The sequence below is a fragment of the Pseudomonas sp. NPDC086278 genome, assembly GCF_050280905.1.
GTDB lineage: Bacteria > Pseudomonadota > Gammaproteobacteria > Pseudomonadales > Pseudomonadaceae > Aquipseudomonas.
The window spans coordinates 1-18,053 of record NZ_JBNNWE010000117.1; the positions used below are offsets into that span (position 1 = coordinate 1).

General features: G+C 61.3%; 19 protein-coding genes and 2 pseudogenes. 14 read left to right on the plus strand and 7 right to left on the minus strand.

Annotation, left to right across the window (positions count from 1 at the left end; translation table 11 throughout):
- From ACQKP4_RS25470 to ccoP, 4 genes and pseudogenes are all read left to right on the plus strand, one after another.
- A pseudogene (locus ACQKP4_RS25470) lies at positions 1 to 243 on the plus strand (hypothetical protein); the annotation flags it as partial.
- The gene (gene ccoO / locus ACQKP4_RS25475) at positions 243 to 851 is read left to right on the plus strand and encodes a cytochrome-c oxidase, cbb3-type subunit II (RefSeq protein WP_054054085.1); all 609 of its coding nucleotides are present in this window, start codon (positions 243 to 245) and stop codon (positions 849 to 851) included. The pseudogene ACQKP4_RS25470 and the gene ccoO, both read left to right, overlap by 1 nt.
- Before the next feature lie 5 nt (positions 852 to 856).
- Positions 857 to 1,042, plus strand: a complete 186-nt coding sequence (locus ACQKP4_RS25480) for a CcoQ/FixQ family Cbb3-type cytochrome c oxidase assembly chaperone (RefSeq protein ID WP_003175465.1) — start codon at positions 857 to 859, stop codon at positions 1,040 to 1,042.
- Positions 1,039 to 2,022 (plus strand): cytochrome-c oxidase, cbb3-type subunit III, encoded by a 984-nt coding sequence (gene ccoP, locus ACQKP4_RS25485; protein WP_427636652.1) that lies wholly within the window; start codon positions 1,039 to 1,041, stop codon positions 2,020 to 2,022. The genes ACQKP4_RS25480 and ccoP overlap by 4 nt, the downstream gene beginning before the upstream one ends.
- Before the next feature lie 56 nt (positions 2,023 to 2,078).
- Here ccoP and ACQKP4_RS25490 read toward each other — a convergent pair whose 3' ends face one another.
- Positions 2,079 to 2,222: a hypothetical protein gene (locus ACQKP4_RS25490; protein ID WP_427636654.1), complete on the minus strand. Its 144-nt coding sequence runs from the start codon at positions 2,220 to 2,222 to the stop codon at positions 2,079 to 2,081.
- A gap of 131 nt (positions 2,223 to 2,353) precedes the next feature.
- Between ACQKP4_RS25490 and ACQKP4_RS25495 the strand changes: the two genes are divergently transcribed.
- From ACQKP4_RS25495 to hemN, 8 genes are all read left to right on the plus strand, one after another.
- Positions 2,354 to 2,608, plus strand: a complete 255-nt coding sequence (locus ACQKP4_RS25495; protein WP_427636670.1) for a type II toxin-antitoxin system Phd/YefM family antitoxin — start codon at positions 2,354 to 2,356, stop codon at positions 2,606 to 2,608.
- Positions 2,608 to 3,018 (plus strand): type II toxin-antitoxin system VapC family toxin, encoded by a 411-nt coding sequence (locus ACQKP4_RS25500; protein ID WP_427636655.1) that lies wholly within the window; start codon positions 2,608 to 2,610, stop codon positions 3,016 to 3,018. The genes ACQKP4_RS25495 and ACQKP4_RS25500 overlap by 1 nt, the downstream gene beginning before the upstream one ends.
- 206 nt (positions 3,019 to 3,224) lie before the next feature.
- Positions 3,225 to 4,640 carry a cytochrome c oxidase accessory protein CcoG gene (ccoG, locus tag ACQKP4_RS25505; RefSeq protein ID WP_427636656.1) on the plus strand — a complete coding sequence of 472 codons (1,416 nt, stop codon included), beginning with the start codon at positions 3,225 to 3,227 and terminating at the stop codon, positions 4,638 to 4,640.
- Between the two features lie 11 nt (positions 4,641 to 4,651).
- Positions 4,652 to 5,191, plus strand: a complete 540-nt coding sequence (locus ACQKP4_RS25510; protein ID WP_427636657.1) for a FixH family protein — start codon at positions 4,652 to 4,654, stop codon at positions 5,189 to 5,191.
- Between the two features lie 138 nt (positions 5,192 to 5,329).
- A complete protein-coding gene (locus tag ACQKP4_RS25515) occupies positions 5,330 to 7,780 on the plus strand; it encodes a heavy metal translocating P-type ATPase (RefSeq protein WP_427636658.1) in 2,451 nt (816 codons plus the stop codon).
- A 22-nt stretch (positions 7,781 to 7,802) separates the two neighbouring features.
- Positions 7,803 to 8,021: a cbb3-type cytochrome oxidase assembly protein CcoS gene (gene ccoS / locus ACQKP4_RS25520; protein WP_042932684.1), complete on the plus strand. Its 219-nt coding sequence runs from the start codon at positions 7,803 to 7,805 to the stop codon at positions 8,019 to 8,021.
- Entirely contained in the window at positions 8,014 to 8,697 is a 684-nt protein-coding gene (locus ACQKP4_RS25525; protein ID WP_427636659.1) for a sulfite exporter TauE/SafE family protein, read from the plus strand. The genes ccoS and ACQKP4_RS25525 overlap by 8 nt, the downstream gene beginning before the upstream one ends.
- Positions 8,698 to 8,815: 118 nt before the next feature.
- On the plus strand, positions 8,816 to 10,198 hold the full coding sequence (hemN, locus tag ACQKP4_RS25530; protein WP_427636671.1) for an oxygen-independent coproporphyrinogen III oxidase: 1,383 nt from the start codon (positions 8,816 to 8,818) through the stop codon (positions 10,196 to 10,198).
- On the opposite strand, the gene ACQKP4_RS25535 is transcribed toward hemN, so the two are convergent.
- The gene (locus tag ACQKP4_RS25535; protein ID WP_427636660.1) at positions 10,195 to 10,668 is read right to left on the minus strand and encodes a hypothetical protein; all 474 of its coding nucleotides are present in this window, start codon (positions 10,666 to 10,668) and stop codon (positions 10,195 to 10,197) included. The genes hemN and ACQKP4_RS25535 overlap by 4 nt on opposite strands.
- 152 nt (positions 10,669 to 10,820) lie before the next feature.
- On the opposite strand from ACQKP4_RS25535, the gene fnr reads away from it, so the two are divergent.
- A complete protein-coding gene (fnr, locus tag ACQKP4_RS25540; protein WP_123448571.1) occupies positions 10,821 to 11,555 on the plus strand; it encodes a fumarate/nitrate reduction transcriptional regulator Fnr in 735 nt (244 codons plus the stop codon).
- 81 nt (positions 11,556 to 11,636) lie between these two features.
- Positions 11,637 to 12,185, plus strand: coding sequence for an adenine phosphoribosyltransferase (locus ACQKP4_RS25545; RefSeq protein ID WP_427636661.1), 549 nt, complete (start codon positions 11,637 to 11,639; stop codon positions 12,183 to 12,185).
- A gap of 123 nt (positions 12,186 to 12,308) precedes the next feature.
- Here ACQKP4_RS25545 and ACQKP4_RS25550 read toward each other — a convergent pair whose 3' ends face one another.
- From ACQKP4_RS25550 to dnaX, 5 genes and pseudogenes are all read right to left on the minus strand, one after another.
- Positions 12,309 to 13,457 carry an acyl-CoA dehydrogenase family protein gene (locus ACQKP4_RS25550; protein WP_427636663.1) on the minus strand — a complete coding sequence of 383 codons (1,149 nt, stop codon included), beginning with the start codon at positions 13,455 to 13,457 and terminating at the stop codon, positions 12,309 to 12,311.
- A gap of 184 nt (positions 13,458 to 13,641) precedes the next feature.
- Positions 13,642 to 14,244 (minus strand): recombination mediator RecR, encoded by a 603-nt coding sequence (gene recR, locus ACQKP4_RS25555; protein ID WP_427636664.1) that lies wholly within the window; start codon positions 14,242 to 14,244, stop codon positions 13,642 to 13,644.
- Positions 14,245 to 14,309: 65 nt separating this feature from the next.
- On the minus strand, positions 14,310 to 15,344 hold the full coding sequence (locus ACQKP4_RS25560) for an NADP-dependent oxidoreductase (RefSeq protein ID WP_427636666.1): 1,035 nt from the start codon (positions 15,342 to 15,344) through the stop codon (positions 14,310 to 14,312).
- Between the two features lie 249 nt (positions 15,345 to 15,593).
- Positions 15,594 to 15,932: a YbaB/EbfC family nucleoid-associated protein gene (locus tag ACQKP4_RS25565; RefSeq protein ID WP_427636668.1), complete on the minus strand. Its 339-nt coding sequence runs from the start codon at positions 15,930 to 15,932 to the stop codon at positions 15,594 to 15,596.
- 67 nt (positions 15,933 to 15,999) lie between these two features.
- Positions 16,000 to 17,967 (minus strand): annotated as a pseudogene (gene dnaX / locus ACQKP4_RS25570) (DNA polymerase III subunit gamma/tau); the annotation flags it as partial.
- Positions 17,968 to 18,053 lie beyond the last annotated feature (86 nt).

The following is an 18,053-nucleotide window of genomic DNA, read 5'->3' on the forward strand; positions in this document are numbered from 1 at the left end:
CCGCCCGCACTGCCAGCATTCAATACAGTGGCAACCCGCTGGCGCGTCTGGCGGCTTTTTTCAGATTCGCTGTGCGGCAGTATGAAACGATTTGGCCCGGGTTACATCGTTCGCGCCCTGGGCGGTGCGTTCTTTGCCAGCGGCATGCTGTTCATGGCCTACAACGTATGGCGTACCGTACGTGCCTCGAACCCGGCTGAAGCCGAAGCCGCCGCTCAGATTGCTGTAGTTGGAGCTCACTGATGAAGCATGAAGCAGTCGAGAAGAACATTGGCCTGCTGGCCTTCTTCATGGTTATCGCCGTCAGCATCGGCGGCCTGACCCAGATCGTTCCGCTGTTTTTCCAGGACGTCACCAACAAGCCGGTCGAAGGCATGAAGCCTCGCCCCGCGCTTGAAGTCGAAGGACGCGACGTGTTCATCGCCAACGGTTGTGTCGGCTGCCACTCGCAGATGATCCGCCCGTTCCGTGCTGAAACCGAACGTTACGGCCACTACTCGGTCGCCGGTGAAAGCGTCTGGGACCACCCGTTCCTGTGGGGTTCCAAGCGTACCGGCCCGGACCTGGCCCGTGTCGGCGGTCGTTACTCCGATGACTGGCAGCGTGCGCACTTGTACAACCCGCGCAACGTGGTGCCTGAGTCGAAAATGCCGGCCTACCCGTTCCTCGTGGAAAACAAGCTCGACGGCAAAGACACCGCCAAGAAACTGGAAGTCTTGCGCACGCTCGGCGTCCCTTACACCGACGAAGACATCGCCGGCGCCAAGGATGCCGTGAAGGGCAAAACCGAAATGGACGCGCTGGTGGCCTATCTGCAAGGCCTGGGCACCATCATCAAAAGCAAACGGTGATTTAGATGGATATCGGGATGATTCGTGGCCTGGGCACCGTTGTTGTGATGGTGGCCTTTATCGGTCTGGCGTTGTGGGTGTTCAGCCCCAAGCGCAAGTCGGAGTTTGAAGACGCGACCTTGCTGCCTTTCGCGGATGATCCCGAAGCCATCAAGCACGTCGAGCAAGCTTCTAGGAGTAACAAAGAATGACTACGTTCTGGAGTCTGTACGTCACAGTCCTCAGTCTCGGCACCATCTTCGCCCTGACCTGGCTGCTGCTGTCCACCCGCAAGGGCCAGCGCGCCGAACAAACGGAAGAGACGGTTGGCCACTCCTTCGACGGGATCGAGGAGTACGACAACCCACTGCCGAAATGGTGGTTCATGCTGTTCGTGGGCACCATCATTTTCGCCCTGGGTTACCTGGTGCTGTACCCGGGCCTGGGCAACTGGAAAGGCCTGCTGCCGGGTTACAACTACCTCGATAACGACAAGCAGACGGCGTTCGCCAACGGCCAGACCGGCTGGACCGGCGTTCACGAGTGGGAAAAGGAAATGGCCAAGTCGGACGCCAAGTTCGGTCCGATCTTCGCCAAGTTCGCGTCCATGCCTATCGAAGAAGTCGCCAAAGACCCGCAAGCCCTGAAGATGGGTGGCCGCCTGTTCGCCTCCAACTGCTCGGTCTGCCACGGTTCCGACGCCAAAGGCGCTTATGGCTTCCCGAACCTGACCGACGCCGACTGGCGCTGGGGCGGCGACCCGGAAACCATCAAGACCACCATCATGGGCGGCCGTCATGCGGTAATGCCGGCGTGGGCTGACGTGATCGGCGAGCAAGGCGTGGCGGACGTTGCCTCGTTCGTACTGACCAACCTCGATGGCCGCAAGCTGCCGGAAGGCACCAAGGCTGATCCGGCTGCCGGGCAAAAACTGTTCGCCGCCAACTGCGCGGTGTGCCACGGTCCGGAAGGCAAAGGCACGCCAGCCATGGGCGCGCCTAACCTGACTCACCCGGCCGCGTTCATCTACGGTTCGAGCTTCGCGCAACTGCAGCAGACCATCCGTTACGGCCGTCAGGGCCAGATGCCTGCGCAAGAGCAACTGCAAGGCAACGACAAGGTTCACCTGCTGGCCGCTTACGTTTACAGCCTCTCTCACGGTGAGAAAGCCGCAGACGCAAAAACCGAGTAAGACCAACGCTTGATGCAACAGCCAACGGCCCCGTCAGATGACGGGGCCGTTTTCGTTCAGGCCTGCCGGACCTCGATGGTGGCAACCACCTCGCGGCCTGGCCGGTTGTCGTTATTGACCTGATGCACCGTCAGCGTCTTGCGGTCCTGGGCAAAACTGGCGATCAGGCAGATCTGATTTGAGGCCCCACCGCTGAGCAAATCGGCACCTCACCGAAGTATTCCCGCCTGCCCGACAGACGAATGACCTGGCGCTTCTCTGTTTCAAGGTTGCCGCCCCAAGGGCAAAGTAGTAACGTTTCTACTTCCGCGATCCGAGGAGGGTTTCCATGATGGCGATCACTACCATGTCCAGCCGTGAATTCAATCAGGACACAAGCAGTGCCAAAAAAGCCACGCGCCAAGGCCCGGTTATCATCACCGACCGTGGCAAGCCCGCTCATGTACTGCTAAGCATTGAGGAGTACCAAAAACTGACGGGCATGAGCGCAAACATTGTCGACTTGCTGGTGATGCCGGAAGCGGCAGACATCGAATTCGAAACAGAGCGTGCCGTCATCACTCATCGACCGATGGATTTATCCTGATGTTTCTGCTCGACACCAACGTGATTTCTGAACTGCGCAAACCCCGGGCGGACGCGAATGTCGTCGCCTGGGCCAAAACGGTCATCGCACCCCGCCTGTTTATTTCAGCCATCACCTTGAAGGAACTGGAAACGGGCGTCCTGCGCATGGAGCGACGTGATCCTGCCCAGGGGAAAGTGCTGCGTACCTGGCTCAAGCAGCACGTCATGCCGGCGTTCGACGCAAGAATTCTGCCGATCGATGCCGCCGTAGCCCTCCGCTGCGCCCGCTTGCACGTGCCGGACTGCACCAACGAAAGCGACGCACTGATCGCAGCGACTGCACTGGTTCATGGCCTCACCGTGGTCACCCGCAACATCGGCGATTTTCAATCGAGCGGCGTTGCGCTGATCAATCCATGGGACGAATGAGTTCGCCGGTCGTTGAAATCCGTCCATAATTCACAAGTCAATTGATTCAAGTCATTACACCGTCAATTGAATTCCACCAACGTGACCAAAGGTCGCACCCGTTCGCTGGCGCTACCGGCGTATCATTGCGCCACTGCAACACCTCTTTTTGACCGCGGTCGGCACGTACTGACCGAGGCATTTTTCCACTGCCGTGGGATGCAATGATGAGTAATCAGATTCCGGTACATGACGTCACACCGCCCGCCAAAGACGCGAGCAAAACCGTCGATCTTTATGCCTCTCGGGAAAAAATCTACACCCGCGCCTTTACAGGCCTGTTCCGCAATCTGCGGATGATGGGCGGCGCGTTTTTGTTTCTGTTGTATTTCGGCACGGTCTGGTTGAACTGGGGCGGCCACCAGGCCGTCTGGTGGAACCTGCCGGAACGCAAATTCTTTATTTTCGGTGCAACGTTCTGGCCGCAGGATTTCATTCTGCTGTCGGGCATTTTGATCGTCAGCGCCTTCGGCCTGTTTTTCATCACCGTGTATGCCGGTCGTGTCTGGTGCGGTTATACCTGCCCGCAAAGCGTCTGGACGTGGATTTTCATGTGGTGCGAAAAGGTCACCGAAGGCGACCGCAACCAACGCATCAAGCTCGACAAAGCGCCGACCAGCGCCAACAAAATCCTGCGCAAGGTCGCCAAGCATTCGATGTGGCTGCTGATCGGCTTCGTGACCGGCATGACCTTCGTCGGCTACTTCTCGCCGGTCCGCGAACTGGTGATCGATTTCTTCACCGGCGAAGCGGACGGCTGGTCGTATTTCTGGGTGGGTTTCTTCACCCTCGCCACCTACGGCAATGCTGGCTGGCTGCGCGAACAAGTGTGCATTTACATGTGCCCGTATGCGCGCTTCCAGAGTGTGATGTTCGACAAGGACACGCTGATCGTTTCCTACGACCCGCGCCGGGGCGAAAGCCGTGGCCCGCGTAAAAAAGGCATCGACTACAAGGCCCAGGGGCTGGGCGATTGCATCGATTGCACGATGTGCGTCCAGGTCTGCCCGACCGGCATCGACATCCGCGACGGCCTGCAAATCGAGTGCATCGGCTGCGCGGCGTGCATCGACGCCTGCGACAGCATCATGGACAAAATGGATTACCCGCGCGGCCTGATCAGCTACACCACCGAGCACAACCTGTCCGGGCAGAAAACCCATAAACTGCGCCCGCGCCTGATTGGTTATGCCGTGGTGTTGCTGGCGATGATGGGATTGCTGGCCGGCGCATTCTTCATGCGTTCGCTGGTGGGTTTCGACGTTAGCAAAGACCGCGTGCTGTACCGCGAGAACGCCGAAGGCCGGATCGAAAACGTCTACAGCCTGAAGATCATGAACAAGGATCAGCGCGACCACACCTACCTGCTGGAGGCCACCGGATTGCCGGACCTCAAGCTGCAGGGCAAGCGCGAAATCAAAGTCGCCGCCGGGGAAATTTTCAGCCAGCCGGTGGAACTGTCCAGTGCACCGGAGCAACTGCCATCGAGCACCAACGAGGTGAAATTCATCCTCAAGGATGCCGATGACGACAGCATCCACGTTGAAGCCAAGAGCCGATTCATCGGCCCACAAATTCGTTGAGAGAAGTGATCATGCCCGCAGCAAACGCCGCAAGTCCTTGGTACAAGCACCTTTGGCCGTGGATCATCATCGGGATTCTGGCCTGCTCGGTGACCCTGACCTTGTCCATGGTGACCATCGCGGTGAATAACCCGGACAACCTGGTCAACGACAACTATTACGAGGCCGGCAAGGGCATCAATCGTTCTCTGGACCGCGAACTGCTGGCGCAAACCCTGCAATTGCGCGCCGCCGTTCACCTGGACGAGGTGACCGGCGAAGTCGACCTGCGCCTGACCGGCAACAGCCAACCGAAAACCCTTGAGCTGAACCTGATCTCGCCGACGCAACCCGAGAAAGATCGCAAGATCATCCTGGCCCGCAGCGAAACCGAACAGGGCCGCTACATCGGCCAGTTGAGCGACAAGGTTGAAGGCCGACGTTTTGTGGAACTGTTGGGTGTGCAGGAAGACAAGACCTGGCGCATGTTCGAAGAGGAACAGGTCAGCCATGAAAAAGACCTGCTGCTGGGTGACGAGCCGCTGCAAGGCGCGGAAGACCTGAAGAAGTAACAGCCTGCGCTTCGCGCATCGCGAGCAAGCTCGCTCCCACATTGGATTTGTGGCGTCCACAAAACCCTGTGGGAGCGGGCTCGCTCGCGATGAGGCCCTATCTGACGAAAGAGATTCAGCGGCGCAAGTGAAAACTCCATGACCACCCCAACCCCCTGCTACCACTGCGCCCTGCCCGTCCCGGCCGGCAGCCGCTTCACTGCGGTCGTCCTCGGTGAAACCCGTGAGTTCTGCTGCCCGGGTTGCCAGGCCGTGGCCGAAGCCATCGTGGCCGGCGGGCTGGATAACTATTACCGGCATCGCAGCGAATCATCGGTCAACCCCGAAGCCTTGCCGGTGCAGTTGGTGGACGAACTGCTGCTATACGACCGTGCCGACGTGCAAGCGCCGTTCGTGCGCCACGACGGCGACCTCGCCGAAACCACCCTGTTGATGGAAGGCATCAGTTGCGCCGCCTGCGGCTGGCTGATCGAAAAACACCTGCGCAGCCTGCCCGCCGTGGCGGAGGCGCGACTGAACCTGTCCAACCATCGCCTGCACGTGCGCTGGGCCGACGCGCAATTGCCGTTGAGCCAAGTGCTCAGCGAGCTGCGCCACATCGGTTACGTCGCCCACCCGTACCAAGCCGACCGCGCCAGCGAACAACTGGCCAGCGAAAACCGCCTGGCCCTGCGCCAGCTCGGCGTGGCCGGGTTGCTGTGGTTCCAGGCGATGATGGCGACCATGGCCACGTGGCCGGAATTCAACATCGACCTCAGCCCACAGATGCACACCATCCTGCGCTGGGTCGCGCTGTTTCTGACCACGCCCATCGTGTTCTACAGTTGCGCGCCGTTTTTCAAGGGCGCGATGCGCGACCTTCGTACGCGGCACCTGACCATGGACGTGTCGGTGTCGCTGGCAATTGGCAGCGCCTACCTCGCCGGCATCTGGACCGCGATCGCCGGCGTTGGCGAACTGTATTTCGATGCCGTGGGCATGTTTGCGCTGTTCCTGTTGGCCGGACGTTACCTGGAGCGCCGCGCCCGCGAACGCACCGCTGCGGCGACCGCGCAGTTGGTCAATCTACTGCCGGCGTCGTGCCTGCGGTTGAGTGCCGATGGCCAAAGCGAGCGAATCCTGCTCAGCGAATTGCGGGTTGGCGATCAAGTGCTGGTGCATCCCGGCGCGATCCTGCCGGCGGATGGCAAGATCCTTGATGGCCAATCGAGCATTGATGAATCGCTGCTCACCGGTGAATACCTGCCGCAGCCACGAACGCCGGGCGATGCGGTCACCGCCGGCACGTTGAACGTCGAAGGCGCGTTGACCGTGGAAGTGCTCGCGCTCGGTCAAGACACCCGACTGTCCGCCATCGTCCGCTTGCTGGATCGTGCCCAAGCCGAGAAGCCACGGCTAGCGGAAATCGCCGACCGCGCCGCGCAATGGTTCCTGCTGCTGTCGCTGATCGCCGCCGCGGCCATCGGCCTGCTCTGGTGGGAACTGGATTCGTCACGCGCCTTCTGGATTGTGCTGGCGATGCTGGTCGCGACCTGCCCGTGCGCGCTGTCGCTGGCGACGCCGACCGCGCTGACCGCTGCCACCGGCACGCTGCACAAACTTGGTTTGCTGCTGACCCGTGGTCATGTGCTCGAAGGCCTGAATCAGATCGACACGGTGATTTTCGACAAGACCGGCACGCTCACCGAGGGCCGCCTGGCATTACGGTCGATCCACCCCCTCGGCGGGCTCGACAGCGATCAATGCCTGAGCCTCGCCGCCGCCCTGGAAAATCGCTCCGAACACCCGATCGCCCGTGCGTTTGGCCGCGCACCGCAAGCCGCCGAGGAGGTCCACAGCACGCCGGGGCTGGGCCTCGAAGGCGTGGTCGGCGAACACCGGCTGCGCATTGGCCAACCGGGGTTTGTCTGCGAACTCAGCGGCGCTGCCGTGCCGTCAATGCCCGATGAAGCAGGCCAGTGGCTGCTGCTCGGCGACCGTCAGGGACCGTTGGCCTGGTTTGTCCTCGACGACCGTTTGCGCGACGACGCCCCGGCGTTGTTGGCCGCGTGCAAGGCGCGCGGCTGGCGTACGTTGCTGCTGTCCGGCGACAGCTCGCCGATGGTTGCCAGTGTCGCGGCCGAATTGGGCATCGATGAGGCACGGGGCGGTTTGCGCCCGGACGATAAATTGCAGGTCTTGAAACAGTTGCACAAGGAAGGCCGCAAGGTGTTGATGCTCGGCGACGGGGTCAACGACGTGCCGGTGCTGGCCGCCGCAGATATCAGCGTCGCCATGGGCTCGGCCACCGACCTGGCGAAAACCAGTGCCGATGCCGTGCTGCTGTCGAACCGCCTCGATGCGCTGGTGCAGGCCTTCAGCCTGGCGCGGCGCACGCGTCGGGTAATCATCGAGAACCTGCTGTGGGCCGGTCTGTACAATGGCCTCATGTTGCCGTTCGCCGCCCTCGGCTGGATTACGCCGGTATGGGCCGCGGTCGGCATGTCCATCAGTTCGTTGACGGTGGTGCTGAACGCCCTGCGCCTGACTCGCTTGCCGAGCACGCCGGTCGTCAGCGCCTCGCCAGTAACCCGCCCGCTGCCGGCTTGAGCCGCGCGGGCATGGAGTGCAGATGCCAGCTCTTTACGTGATGATCCCGGCCGCGCTGCTGATCGTGGCCATCGCCATTTACATCTTCTTCTGGGCGGTCGACAGCGGTCAGTACGACGACCTCGACGGCCCGGCCCACAGCATCCTGTTCGACGACCAGGACCCGAATCACCAGGCCGCCGTCGACGAAGCCAGCGGCCATCCCGCCAAACCGGACGACAAGGCCCCGCCCCATGCTTGAGTTGGCGCCCCTGCTGGTGTCGGCGGTGATCCTCGGCCTGCTCGGCGGCGGTCATTGCCTGGGCATGTGCGGCGGGTTGATGGGCGCGCTGACACTGGCGATCCCCAAGGAGCAACGCAGCCGCCGCTTTCGCCTGTTACTGGCGTACAACCTGGGGCGAATCCTCAGTTACGCCACGGCCGGACTGCTGATCGGCCTGGCCGGCTGGGCGGTGGCCAACAGCCCGGCGGCGATGTTCATGCGGGTGCTTGCCGGTTTGCTGCTGATCGCCATGGGCTTGTACCTGGCCGGTTGGTGGAGCGGACTGACGCGCATTGAAAGCGTCGGTCGCGGGCTGTGGCGGCATATCCAGCCGATTGCCAACAAACTGCTGCCAGTGTCGAGCCTGCCGCGCGCGTTGCTGCTGGGCGCGTTGTGGGGCTGGCTGCCGTGCGGACTGGTTTACAGCACGTTGTTGTGGTCGGCGAGCCAGGGCAATGCGCTGGACAGTGCGTTGCTGATGTTGGCGTTCGGGCTGGGCACTTGGCCGGTGTTGCTGGCGACAGGGCTGGCGGCCGAGCGAGTCACGGCGTTGTTGCGCAAGCGGTATGTGCGGATGACGGGCGGTTTGCTGGTAATGCTGTTCGGCATCTGGACACTGCCGGGGCCGCACCAGCATTGGCTCATGGGGCATTAGCCCCCTCACCATAAATAGCGTTCAACCGCTATCCACCGTTGATGCAAATCAAGATGCCCAAACGCCGCACCTCATAGACTTGCCGACACTGCCAGCCTATCCGGGGGACGCCCGCATGATGCTCGACGCCATTCGTTGGGACACCGATCTGATCCGCCGCTATGACCTGGCGGGACCGCGCTACACCTCTTACCCGACCGCCGTGCAATTCAACAGTCAGGTCGGCACGTTCGATCTGTTCCATGCGCTGCGCGACAGCCGCAAGGCCCTGCGCCCGTTGTCGCTGTACGTGCACGTGCCGTTCTGCGCGAACATTTGCTACTACTGCGCCTGCAACAAAGTCATCACCAAGGATCGCGGCCGTGCCCTGCCCTACTTGCAGCGCCTGGAGCAGGAAATCCAGCTGATCGCCTGCCACCTGGACCCCGCGCAGAAAGTCGAGCAACTGCACTTCGGCGGCGGCACCCCGACCTTTCTCAGCCATGACGAACTGCGCCAGCTGAAGGCCCGGTTGCGCAAACATTTCAATCTGCTGGACGACGATTCCGGCGATTACGGCATCGAGATCGATCCGCGCGAAGCTGACTGGTCGACCATGGGCCTGCTGCGCGAACTGGGTTTCAACCGGGTCAGCATCGGCCTGCAAGACCTCGACCCGGCGGTGCAACGAGCGGTCAATCGCCTGCAAAGCCTGGAAGAAACCCGCGCCGTGATCGACGCCGCGCGGACCCTGCAATTTCGCTCGATCAACATCGACCTGATCTACGGATTGCCAAAACAGACACCTGAACATTTCGCGCGCACGGTCGACGAAGTCATCAGCCTGCAACCGGATCGGCTCTCGGTGTTCAACTACGCGCATTTGCCGGAACGCTTCATGCCGCAACGACGCATCAACGGCAACGAACTGCCGAGCCCGGCACACAAGCTGCTAATGCTGCAGAACACCATCGAGCAACTGACCGCCGCCGGTTACCGCTATATCGGCATGGATCACTTCGCCCTGCCCGACGATGAACTGGCCATTGCCCAGGAAGAATCCACCCTGCAACGCAACTTCCAGGGCTACACCACCCACGGGCATTGCGACTTGATCGGCTTGGGGGTGTCGGCCATCAGCCAGATCGGCGACCTCTACTGCCAGAACAGCAGCGACCTGAGTCAATACCAGAACGCCCTCGCCAGTGCGCAACTGGCCACCAGCCGTGGTTTGATCTGCAACGCCGACGACCGTTTGCGGCGGGCGGTGATTCAACAACTGATCTGCTCGTTCGGTCTGGAGTTCAGCCAGATTGAACAGGCCTTCAACGTCGATTTTCGCGGTTACTTCGGCGAATTGTGGCCGCAGTTGATGACCCTGGCCGCTGACGGCTTGATCGAGCTCGACAACGAGCGAATCACCGTACTGCCCGCCGGTCGCTTGCTGGTGCGGTCGGTGTGCATGGTGTTTGACGCTTACTTGCAGCAGCACAACCACCAGCGGTTTTCCCGGGTGATTTAGCTTTTCATGGCCAGGGAAGCGGTTTTGAGGACTTGCTCGGGCGTCAGATCCGCCTGCGAAATCGCTTTGGACAGCGACAGGTTGGCGGTGATCAACCCGCCATTAAGGGTAGCGATGGCCGCCTGCAGCGCGCCAAGCTTGGCTTTGCGCTCTTCGGCCGTCAGGCGTTTGTCGGCCATCACCGCTTGCATGCGCGCCAGTTTTTCGGCGATTTGCTGTTGCAACCGGCGAATCATTTTCAGGATCTGTTGAATGTTTTCCGGCAACCCGCTTTCTTCGATGTCTTTGTTCGCACCGTGCGAATCCGCCGACCGGGTCATGCCAACGCCAGACAACGAGACCTTTATGCCTTCGGCCAAGGGCGATGACTGCGCCGTTGATGCAAAATCCTCGGTGTCGGAGCCGCTTACGGCGTCTATCCGTGTTTGCACGCCACTGTTGCCGGGGTTAAGCACGCCAATGGTGGACATGAAACAGTTCCTTGCGCAGGGTCGAATGCCAGGTTATCGGCCGCCGACCGCCGCCCTTTACCGGACATGACAAATCGGCACCGACTGGCCTGAATGCCATCTCGTGGGTTACCCTTACGTCTTATGTGTGTTTTCCCACAAGGATTGAAGAAATGTCCGAGCCAGTAAAACTGCGCGCTCATAACCAGGCCCATTGCAAGGATTGCAGCCTGGCCCCCCTCTGCTTGCCACTTTCGCTGAATCTGGAAGACATGGACGCGCTGGACGAGATCGTCAAGCGTGGGCGCCCGTTGAAAAAAGGCGAGTTCCTGTTCCGCCAGGGCGACACGTTCGATTCCGTTTACGCAGTTCGCTCCGGCGCGTTGAAAACCTTCAGCCTGAGCGATGGCGGCGAAGAACAACTGACCGGTTTCCACTTGCCCAGCGAATTGGTCGGGCTGTCGGGCATGGACACGGAAAAGCACCCGGTGTCGGCGCAAGCGCTGGAAACCACTTCAGTCTGCGAAATCCCTTTCGAACGCCTCGACGAACTGGCCCTGCAATTGCCGCAATTGCGCCGTCAGCTGATGCGCGTGATGAGCCGCGAGATTCGTGACGATCAGCAAATGATGTTGCTGCTGTCGAAAAAAACCGCCGACGAGCGCATCGCCACGTTCCTGGTCAACCTGTCGGCACGCTTCCGCGCTCGCGGCTTCTCGGCCAATCAGTTCCGCCTGAGCATGTCGCGCAACGAAATCGGCAATTACCTGGGGCTTGCCGTCGAAACCGTGTCCCGCGTGTTCACCCGTTTTCAGCAAAACGAACTGATCGCCGCTGAAGGTAAAGAAATCCATATCCTCGACCCGATTCAGCTGTGTGCGCTGGCCGGCGGCTCGATCGAAGGCTGATTTTGTAACGAATGCGGCTGAGCGCAACGGTTCAGCCGCCGTTATACTGCGTCGTTTGCAGCCTGCCAGGACACCTCGACGATGGTCTTCGACTCCTTCGACATCAAATCCCTGATCCGCCCCGTGATCGACTTCCCCAAGCCGGGCGTGATTTTTCGCGACATCACTCCATTGTTTCAATCGCCCACCGCGCTGCGGCTGGTGATGGACAGCTTTGCCCATCGTTACGTCGAGGCGGACTTCACCCACATCGGCGCGATGGATGCCCGTGGTTTCCTGATCGGCTCCGTGCTGGCCTATCAGTTGAACAAGCCGCTGGTGTTGTTCCGTAAACAAGGCAAATTGCCGGCGGACGTGCTGGCCGAGGGTTACGCCACCGAATACGGCGAAGCGTTCCTCGAAGTACACGCCGACAGCCTTTGTGAAGGCGATTCAGTGGTGATGTTCGATGATTTGATCGCCACCGGCGGCACGCTGATTGCGGCGGCAAACCTGATCCGGCGCATGGGCGCGCGGGTTCATGAAGCGGCGGCGATTATTGATCTGCCGGAACTGGGTGGGTCGCAGCGGCTGGAAGATATGGGAATTGCGACGTTCTGCCTGACGCAGTTTGCGTTGAGCGAGCAGTAAGCCTGTCAGTACGCCTTCGCGAGCAAGCCCGCTCCCACAGTTGAACGCATTCCATCAAAAGAAATGCGGATGAATGTGGGAGCGGGCTTGCTCGCGAAGAGGCCGGCCGCCTCCCCCCACCAATTAAAGCCCCATCTGCTTGCTGATGATCTCGTTCATCACTTCCCGCGTCCCGCCGCCAATCGAGAGTATCCGGTTATCGCGGTACAGCCGCTCCACCAGGCTGTCGCGCATGTAACCCAAACCACCCAAAATCTGCACCGCATCGTTGACGACGCGATCCGCCGTGTCGGTGGCAAAGTTCTTCGCCATCGAAATCTCCTTGATCACACTCTGCCCCGCCGCCATTTTCGCCGCTTGGCGATAAGTGAATTCCCGTGACACCTCCAGCGCGGTGGCCATTTCCGCGAGGCGATGCTTGAGCACCTGAAACTTGCCGATAGGCTTGCCAAACGCCTCACGCTGGCGCGCCCACTTCAGGCTCTCTTCCAGCGCCAGTTGCGCGGTCATGTTGGCCATCAGCGCCAACGCCAGCCGTTCACTCTGGAAGTTGCCCATGATGCAGGCGAAGCCCATGTTTTCGGCGCCGATCAGATGCTCGACAGGCACCCGGCAATCGTCGAAGAACAGTTCGGCAGTGTCCGAGGCCCACCAGCCCATTTTTTTCAACTGGCGACCGACGGTGAAACCCGGGGTGCCTTTCTCGATCAACAACAGGCTGATGCCGCCGAACCCCGGCGCGCCGGTACGGACGGCGACGGTATAGAAATCCGCGCGCACGCCACTGGTGATAAAGGTTTTGCTGCCGCTGACACGGTAAAAATCGCCGTCTCGCACGGCACGGGTTTGCAGGTTGGCCACATCGGAGCCGCCGCTGGGCTCGGTGACGGCCAAGGCGCTGATCTTCTCCCCGGCCAACACGAGCGGGACGACACGATCACGGACCTCAGGCCTGGCCCATTTGACGATCGGCGGCAAGCCGATGTCCAGCGAGCCCAAACCGGCGACCAGGCCGCCGGAGCCGCAGCGCATCAACTCTTCGCTGGCGGCGACCTTGGCGAACACATCACCCTGGTGACTGCCGCCCAGCGCCTCGGGATAACCGATGCCCAGAATCCCCGCCGCGCCGGCCTTGAGGTAGAGCTCGCGAGGAAACGTTTCGGCTTCTTCCCACTGATCGATGTCCGGCAGGATCTCGCGCTCGACGAAACGTCTGACGCTGTCGCGGACCAATTGGTGGCTGGAATCGAAGTATTCCTGGAAGGCAGGCATCGGCGAACTCCACTGAAGGGTTCAGCGACGTTAACCGAGCGCTTGCTTGGTGTTCAACAGGATTGTGTGAATCAGATGGACCGAGGCGACTTCATCGCGAGCAAACTCGCTCCCACGCTGGATTCGTGGTGTTCACAAAACCCCTGTGGGAGCGGGCTTGCTCGCGAAGGCATCAGTCCAGACGCTACAAGGCGATCGGCTTACGCCCGGCAAACGAATGCGCCAACGTTCCGCCATCCACCAACTCCAACTCGCCACCCAACGGCACGCCATGGGCAATGCGCGAAGCAATCAGGCCTTTGTTGGCCAGCAGTTGCGCGATGTAATGCGCCGTGGCCTCGCCTTCCACTGTAGGGTTGGTCGCCAGGATGACTTCAGTGAAGCTCCCCGCCTCTTCAATCCGCGCCAGCAACTGCGGGATACCAATAGCCTCAGGCCCGAGACCATCCAGCGGCGACAAATGCCCTTTGAGCACGAAGTAGCGACCCCGAAAACCGGTCTGCTCCACCGCATAAACGTCCATCGGCCCTTCGACCACACACAACAATGTGTCGTCGCGGCGGTTATCGGCACATTGCGGGCAAAGATCATCTTCGGTCAGGGTGCGGCACAAACGGCAATGACCGACGCCTTCCATGGCCTGGCTCAACGCGAGCGCCAGCCGCGAACCACCGCTGCGATCACGCTCCAGCAGTTGCAGCGCCATGCGCTGGGCGGTTTTCTGACCGACGCCCGGCAGCGTACGCAGGGCATCGATCAGTTGGCGAATCAAAGGGCTGAAGCTCATGGGGAAACGTCCGACAAAACAACGAGACGCGGTTTATACCCGCGCCTCTCTTTAGCGTCAAATACTCAGTCTTGTGCGACTCGCACCACCAGTTTTCCGAAATTGCGCCCTTCGAGCAGACCGATGAACGCTTCAGGCGCCTGCTCGAGGCCATCGACCACGTCTTCGCGGAATTTCACCTTGCCGTCGCGCACCCACGGCGCCATGGCGCTGACGAATTCCGGCTGACGATCACCGTAATCGTCAAACACGATAAAGCCCTGGATGCGCGCACGCTTGGTCAGCAAGGCGCGCTGCAATTGCGGCAGGCGATCCGGGCCGGTGGGCGCCTCCTTGGCGTTGTAGGACGCGATCAGGCCGCACAGCGGAATCCGCGCCTTGGCGTTGAGCAGGGGCAGCACCGCGTCGAACACCTTGCCACCGACGTTCTCGTAGTAAATGTCGATGCCTTTGGGGCACGCCAGCGCCAGTTCGGTAGCAAAGTCGGGGCTTTTGTGGTCGATGCACGCGTCAAAACCCAATTCGTCGACCACATAGCGGCACTTGTCCGCGCCACCGGCCACGCCAACCACGCGCAGGCCCTTGATCTTCGCCACTTGGCCGACCACCGAACCCACCGCGCCCGAGGCCGCCGCGACCACCAGGGTTTCGCCGGCCTTGGGTTGGCCGATGTCCATCAGGCCCATGTACGCGGTCATGCCCGGCATGCCGAGCACACCCAACGCCATCGAAGGCCTTGGCAGCCCGGACGGCACCGGGATGATGTTGCGTCCGTCGCTGATGCTGTGGCTCTGCCAGCCGGTAGAACCAACCACCACGTCGCCTTCCTGAAACTTCGGATTCAGTGAGCGCTCCACGCGGCTGACCGCACCACCGGTCATTACTTCGCCGATTTCTACCGGCGCGGCGTAGGACGGCGCGTCACTCATGCGCCCGCGCATGTAGGGGTCCAGCGACAAGTAAAGGGTCTTGAGCAACACCTGACCGTCGGCCAGGTCCGGCAGTGCTTCGCGTTCCAGGCGAAAATTCTCCGGCGTCGGCGCGCCTGCGGGGCGGGACGCCAGGACGATACGTTGGTTGAGGGTCAATGCTTCTGGCATGTGAGCGTCTCCGGTGATCGATGAATTTGGCGATATAGGATGCAGACCTTGGTGGCGGTATGGCGTTCGATGTTTCTGCCGCCTCCGGTGGCGAGGGGGCTTGCCCCCGTTGGAGTGCGAAGCGCTCCCAATCTGTTGTCAGTGGTTCCGCGCCTACCGGGTTGCGACGGCTGCGCCAACCACCAGAAACAAAAATGCCAGGCGCGATGCCTGGCATTTTTTGTAGCTCATCCGACGCGCCTTGGCGAATCAGAACGGCAGTTTCATACCCGGCGGCAATTGCATGCCAGCGGTTACGCTGCCCATTTTGTCCTGGCTGTTGGCTTCGATCTTGCGCACGGCGTCGTTGACGGCGGCGGCGACGACGGCTTCAAGCATTTCCTTGTCGTCTTCGCTCAGACCTTCCACCAGGCTTGGGTCGATGGTCACGCTTTTCACGTCGTGACGACCGGTCATGACCACGGTGACCATATCGCCGCCGGCTTTACCGGTGACTTCGGCGTTGGCCAGTTCTTCCTGCATCTTGGCCATTTTTTCCTGCATCTGCTGCGCCTGCTTCATCAGGCCGGCCATGCCACCTTTCATCATGGGAATCACCTCAAACGTACTTGGATTTAAACAGCGCCCGGCCCTTGCGGCCGAGCGCCTTCAGTTATTAGCCCTGACTGACCAGAGCTTCGACAGGCTCAATAGTATCGTTACGAACCACCGCACCGAACTGTTGCATCATTTGCTGGATGAACGGATCGCCGTGAATCGACTCCTCGGCCTCACGCTGGCGGTTCGCGCGACGACGGGACGCGGCTTGCGCCGGCGTTTCCTGCTCGGGCTTGATCAGCTCCATGCTCAGGGTCAGCGTGCGTCCGTGAAACTGGTTCAACGCATCGTTAAGGCGGCGCTGCTGAGTCGCATTGAACAAGGCGCTGTGGGCCGGGTCGAGGTGCATCAGCCAATTGTCGCCATCGACGGCGATCAGCGTGCAGTTGGCGGCGATGCTGCCGGTCATGCCGGAAATCGGCAGCTTCGGGAACAGCTCCAGCCATTGCAACGCCAGACCGGTGGCCGGCATCGCGGCCGGCTCAGGCTCGGGTTCCGGCGCGGGCTCGGCAGCGTGTTCGCTGGCCAGTTCGTCCAGGTAACTGTAGGCCGAATCCATGTCCGGCTCGATATAGTCTTCGTCCAGCGGCGGCTCGTCGTCCAGGTCCACGCCGGGTGTCGCGGCGTCGACATCGGCCACGGACGGCTCGGGAATTGGCGCAGCGGCCCACTCCGGTGCGTCGGGCACCACGCTATCAGGTATCGGCAACGGCATCGGCGCCAGCTCGGGTTGTTCGCTGGCAGTTTCCAGCACCGGCTCGACGGCGGGTTGCTGCACAGGCTCCGGTTCGACCGGGTCATTCCATGGCAGGTCGACGACTGGTTCGACCGCTGTGGGTTCTACCACTGGTACTGGAGCGACAACCGGCGCGACCGGTTCCGGTTCCGACTCTGGCTCTGGCTCTGGCTCTGGCGCAGCAACTGAAACAACGGGAGCCGGTGCAACTGCCGCAGCGACTACCGGCGCAGCAGCCACTGAATTGGCGGAATCAACTGTGGCCTGGCTGATCCCCACTGGCTTTAGCGGTTGCCTCGGCGCGTCCGCCGTGTCCGCCGGTCGGAACGCGAGCATGCGCAGCAGGACCATCTCAAAACCACCACGCGGGTCTGGCGCCAGCGGCAAGTCGCGGCGCCCGATCAGGCCCATCTGGTAATAGAACTGCACGTCTTCGGCCGGCAAGGCCTGCGCCAATGCCAACACCCGATCACGGTCGCCCTGACCGTTGTCGACACCGTCGGGCAAGGCCTGAGCGATGGCGACACGATGCAGCACATTGAGAATCTCCGAGAGCACGCCATTCCAGTCCGGCCCTTGCTCGGCCAGGTGACGAACACCTTCGAGCAACGCCTTGGCATCGCCTTCGATCAGCGCATGCAAAACGTCGTAGACCTGACCGTGATCCAGCGTCCCGAGCATCGCCCGCACATCAGCGGCCATGACCTTGCCTTCACCGAAGGCGATGGCCTGGTCGGTCAGGCTCATGGCGTCACGCATCGAACCGTCGGCAGCACGGCCCAGCAGCCACAGCGCGTCGTCTTCGAACGGCACGTTCTCGACGCCCAGCACGTGGGTCAAATGCTCGACCACACGCTCGGGCGTCATGTTTTTCAGGGAGAACTGCAGGCACCGCGAGAGAATCGTTGCCGGAAGTTTCTGCGGGTCGGTGGTGGCCAGGATGAACTTGACGTAGGGCGGCGGCTCTTCGAGGGTTTTCAACAGCGCATTGAAGGAATGGCTGGAGAGCATGTGCACTTCGTCGATCAGGTAGACCTTGAAGCGCCCGCGGCTCGGCGCGTACTGCACGTTGTCGAGCAGCTCGCGGGTGTCCTCGACCTTGGTGCGGCTCGCGGCGTCGATCTCGATCAGGTCGACGAAGCGACCTTCATCGATCTCGCGGCACACCGAGCATTCGCCGCACGGCGTCGAAGTGATACCTGTCTCACAGTTCAGGCATTTGGCGATAATTCGCGCGATGGTGGTCTTGCCGACCCCGCGCGTCCCGGTAAACAGGTAGGCGTGATGAATTCATCCAACAGTGCAGGGACCACTCTAGCAAGCCTGCCGACACCCCGCAGCCTTGACCACCACGTTTGCCTGCGACAAATCGCCCC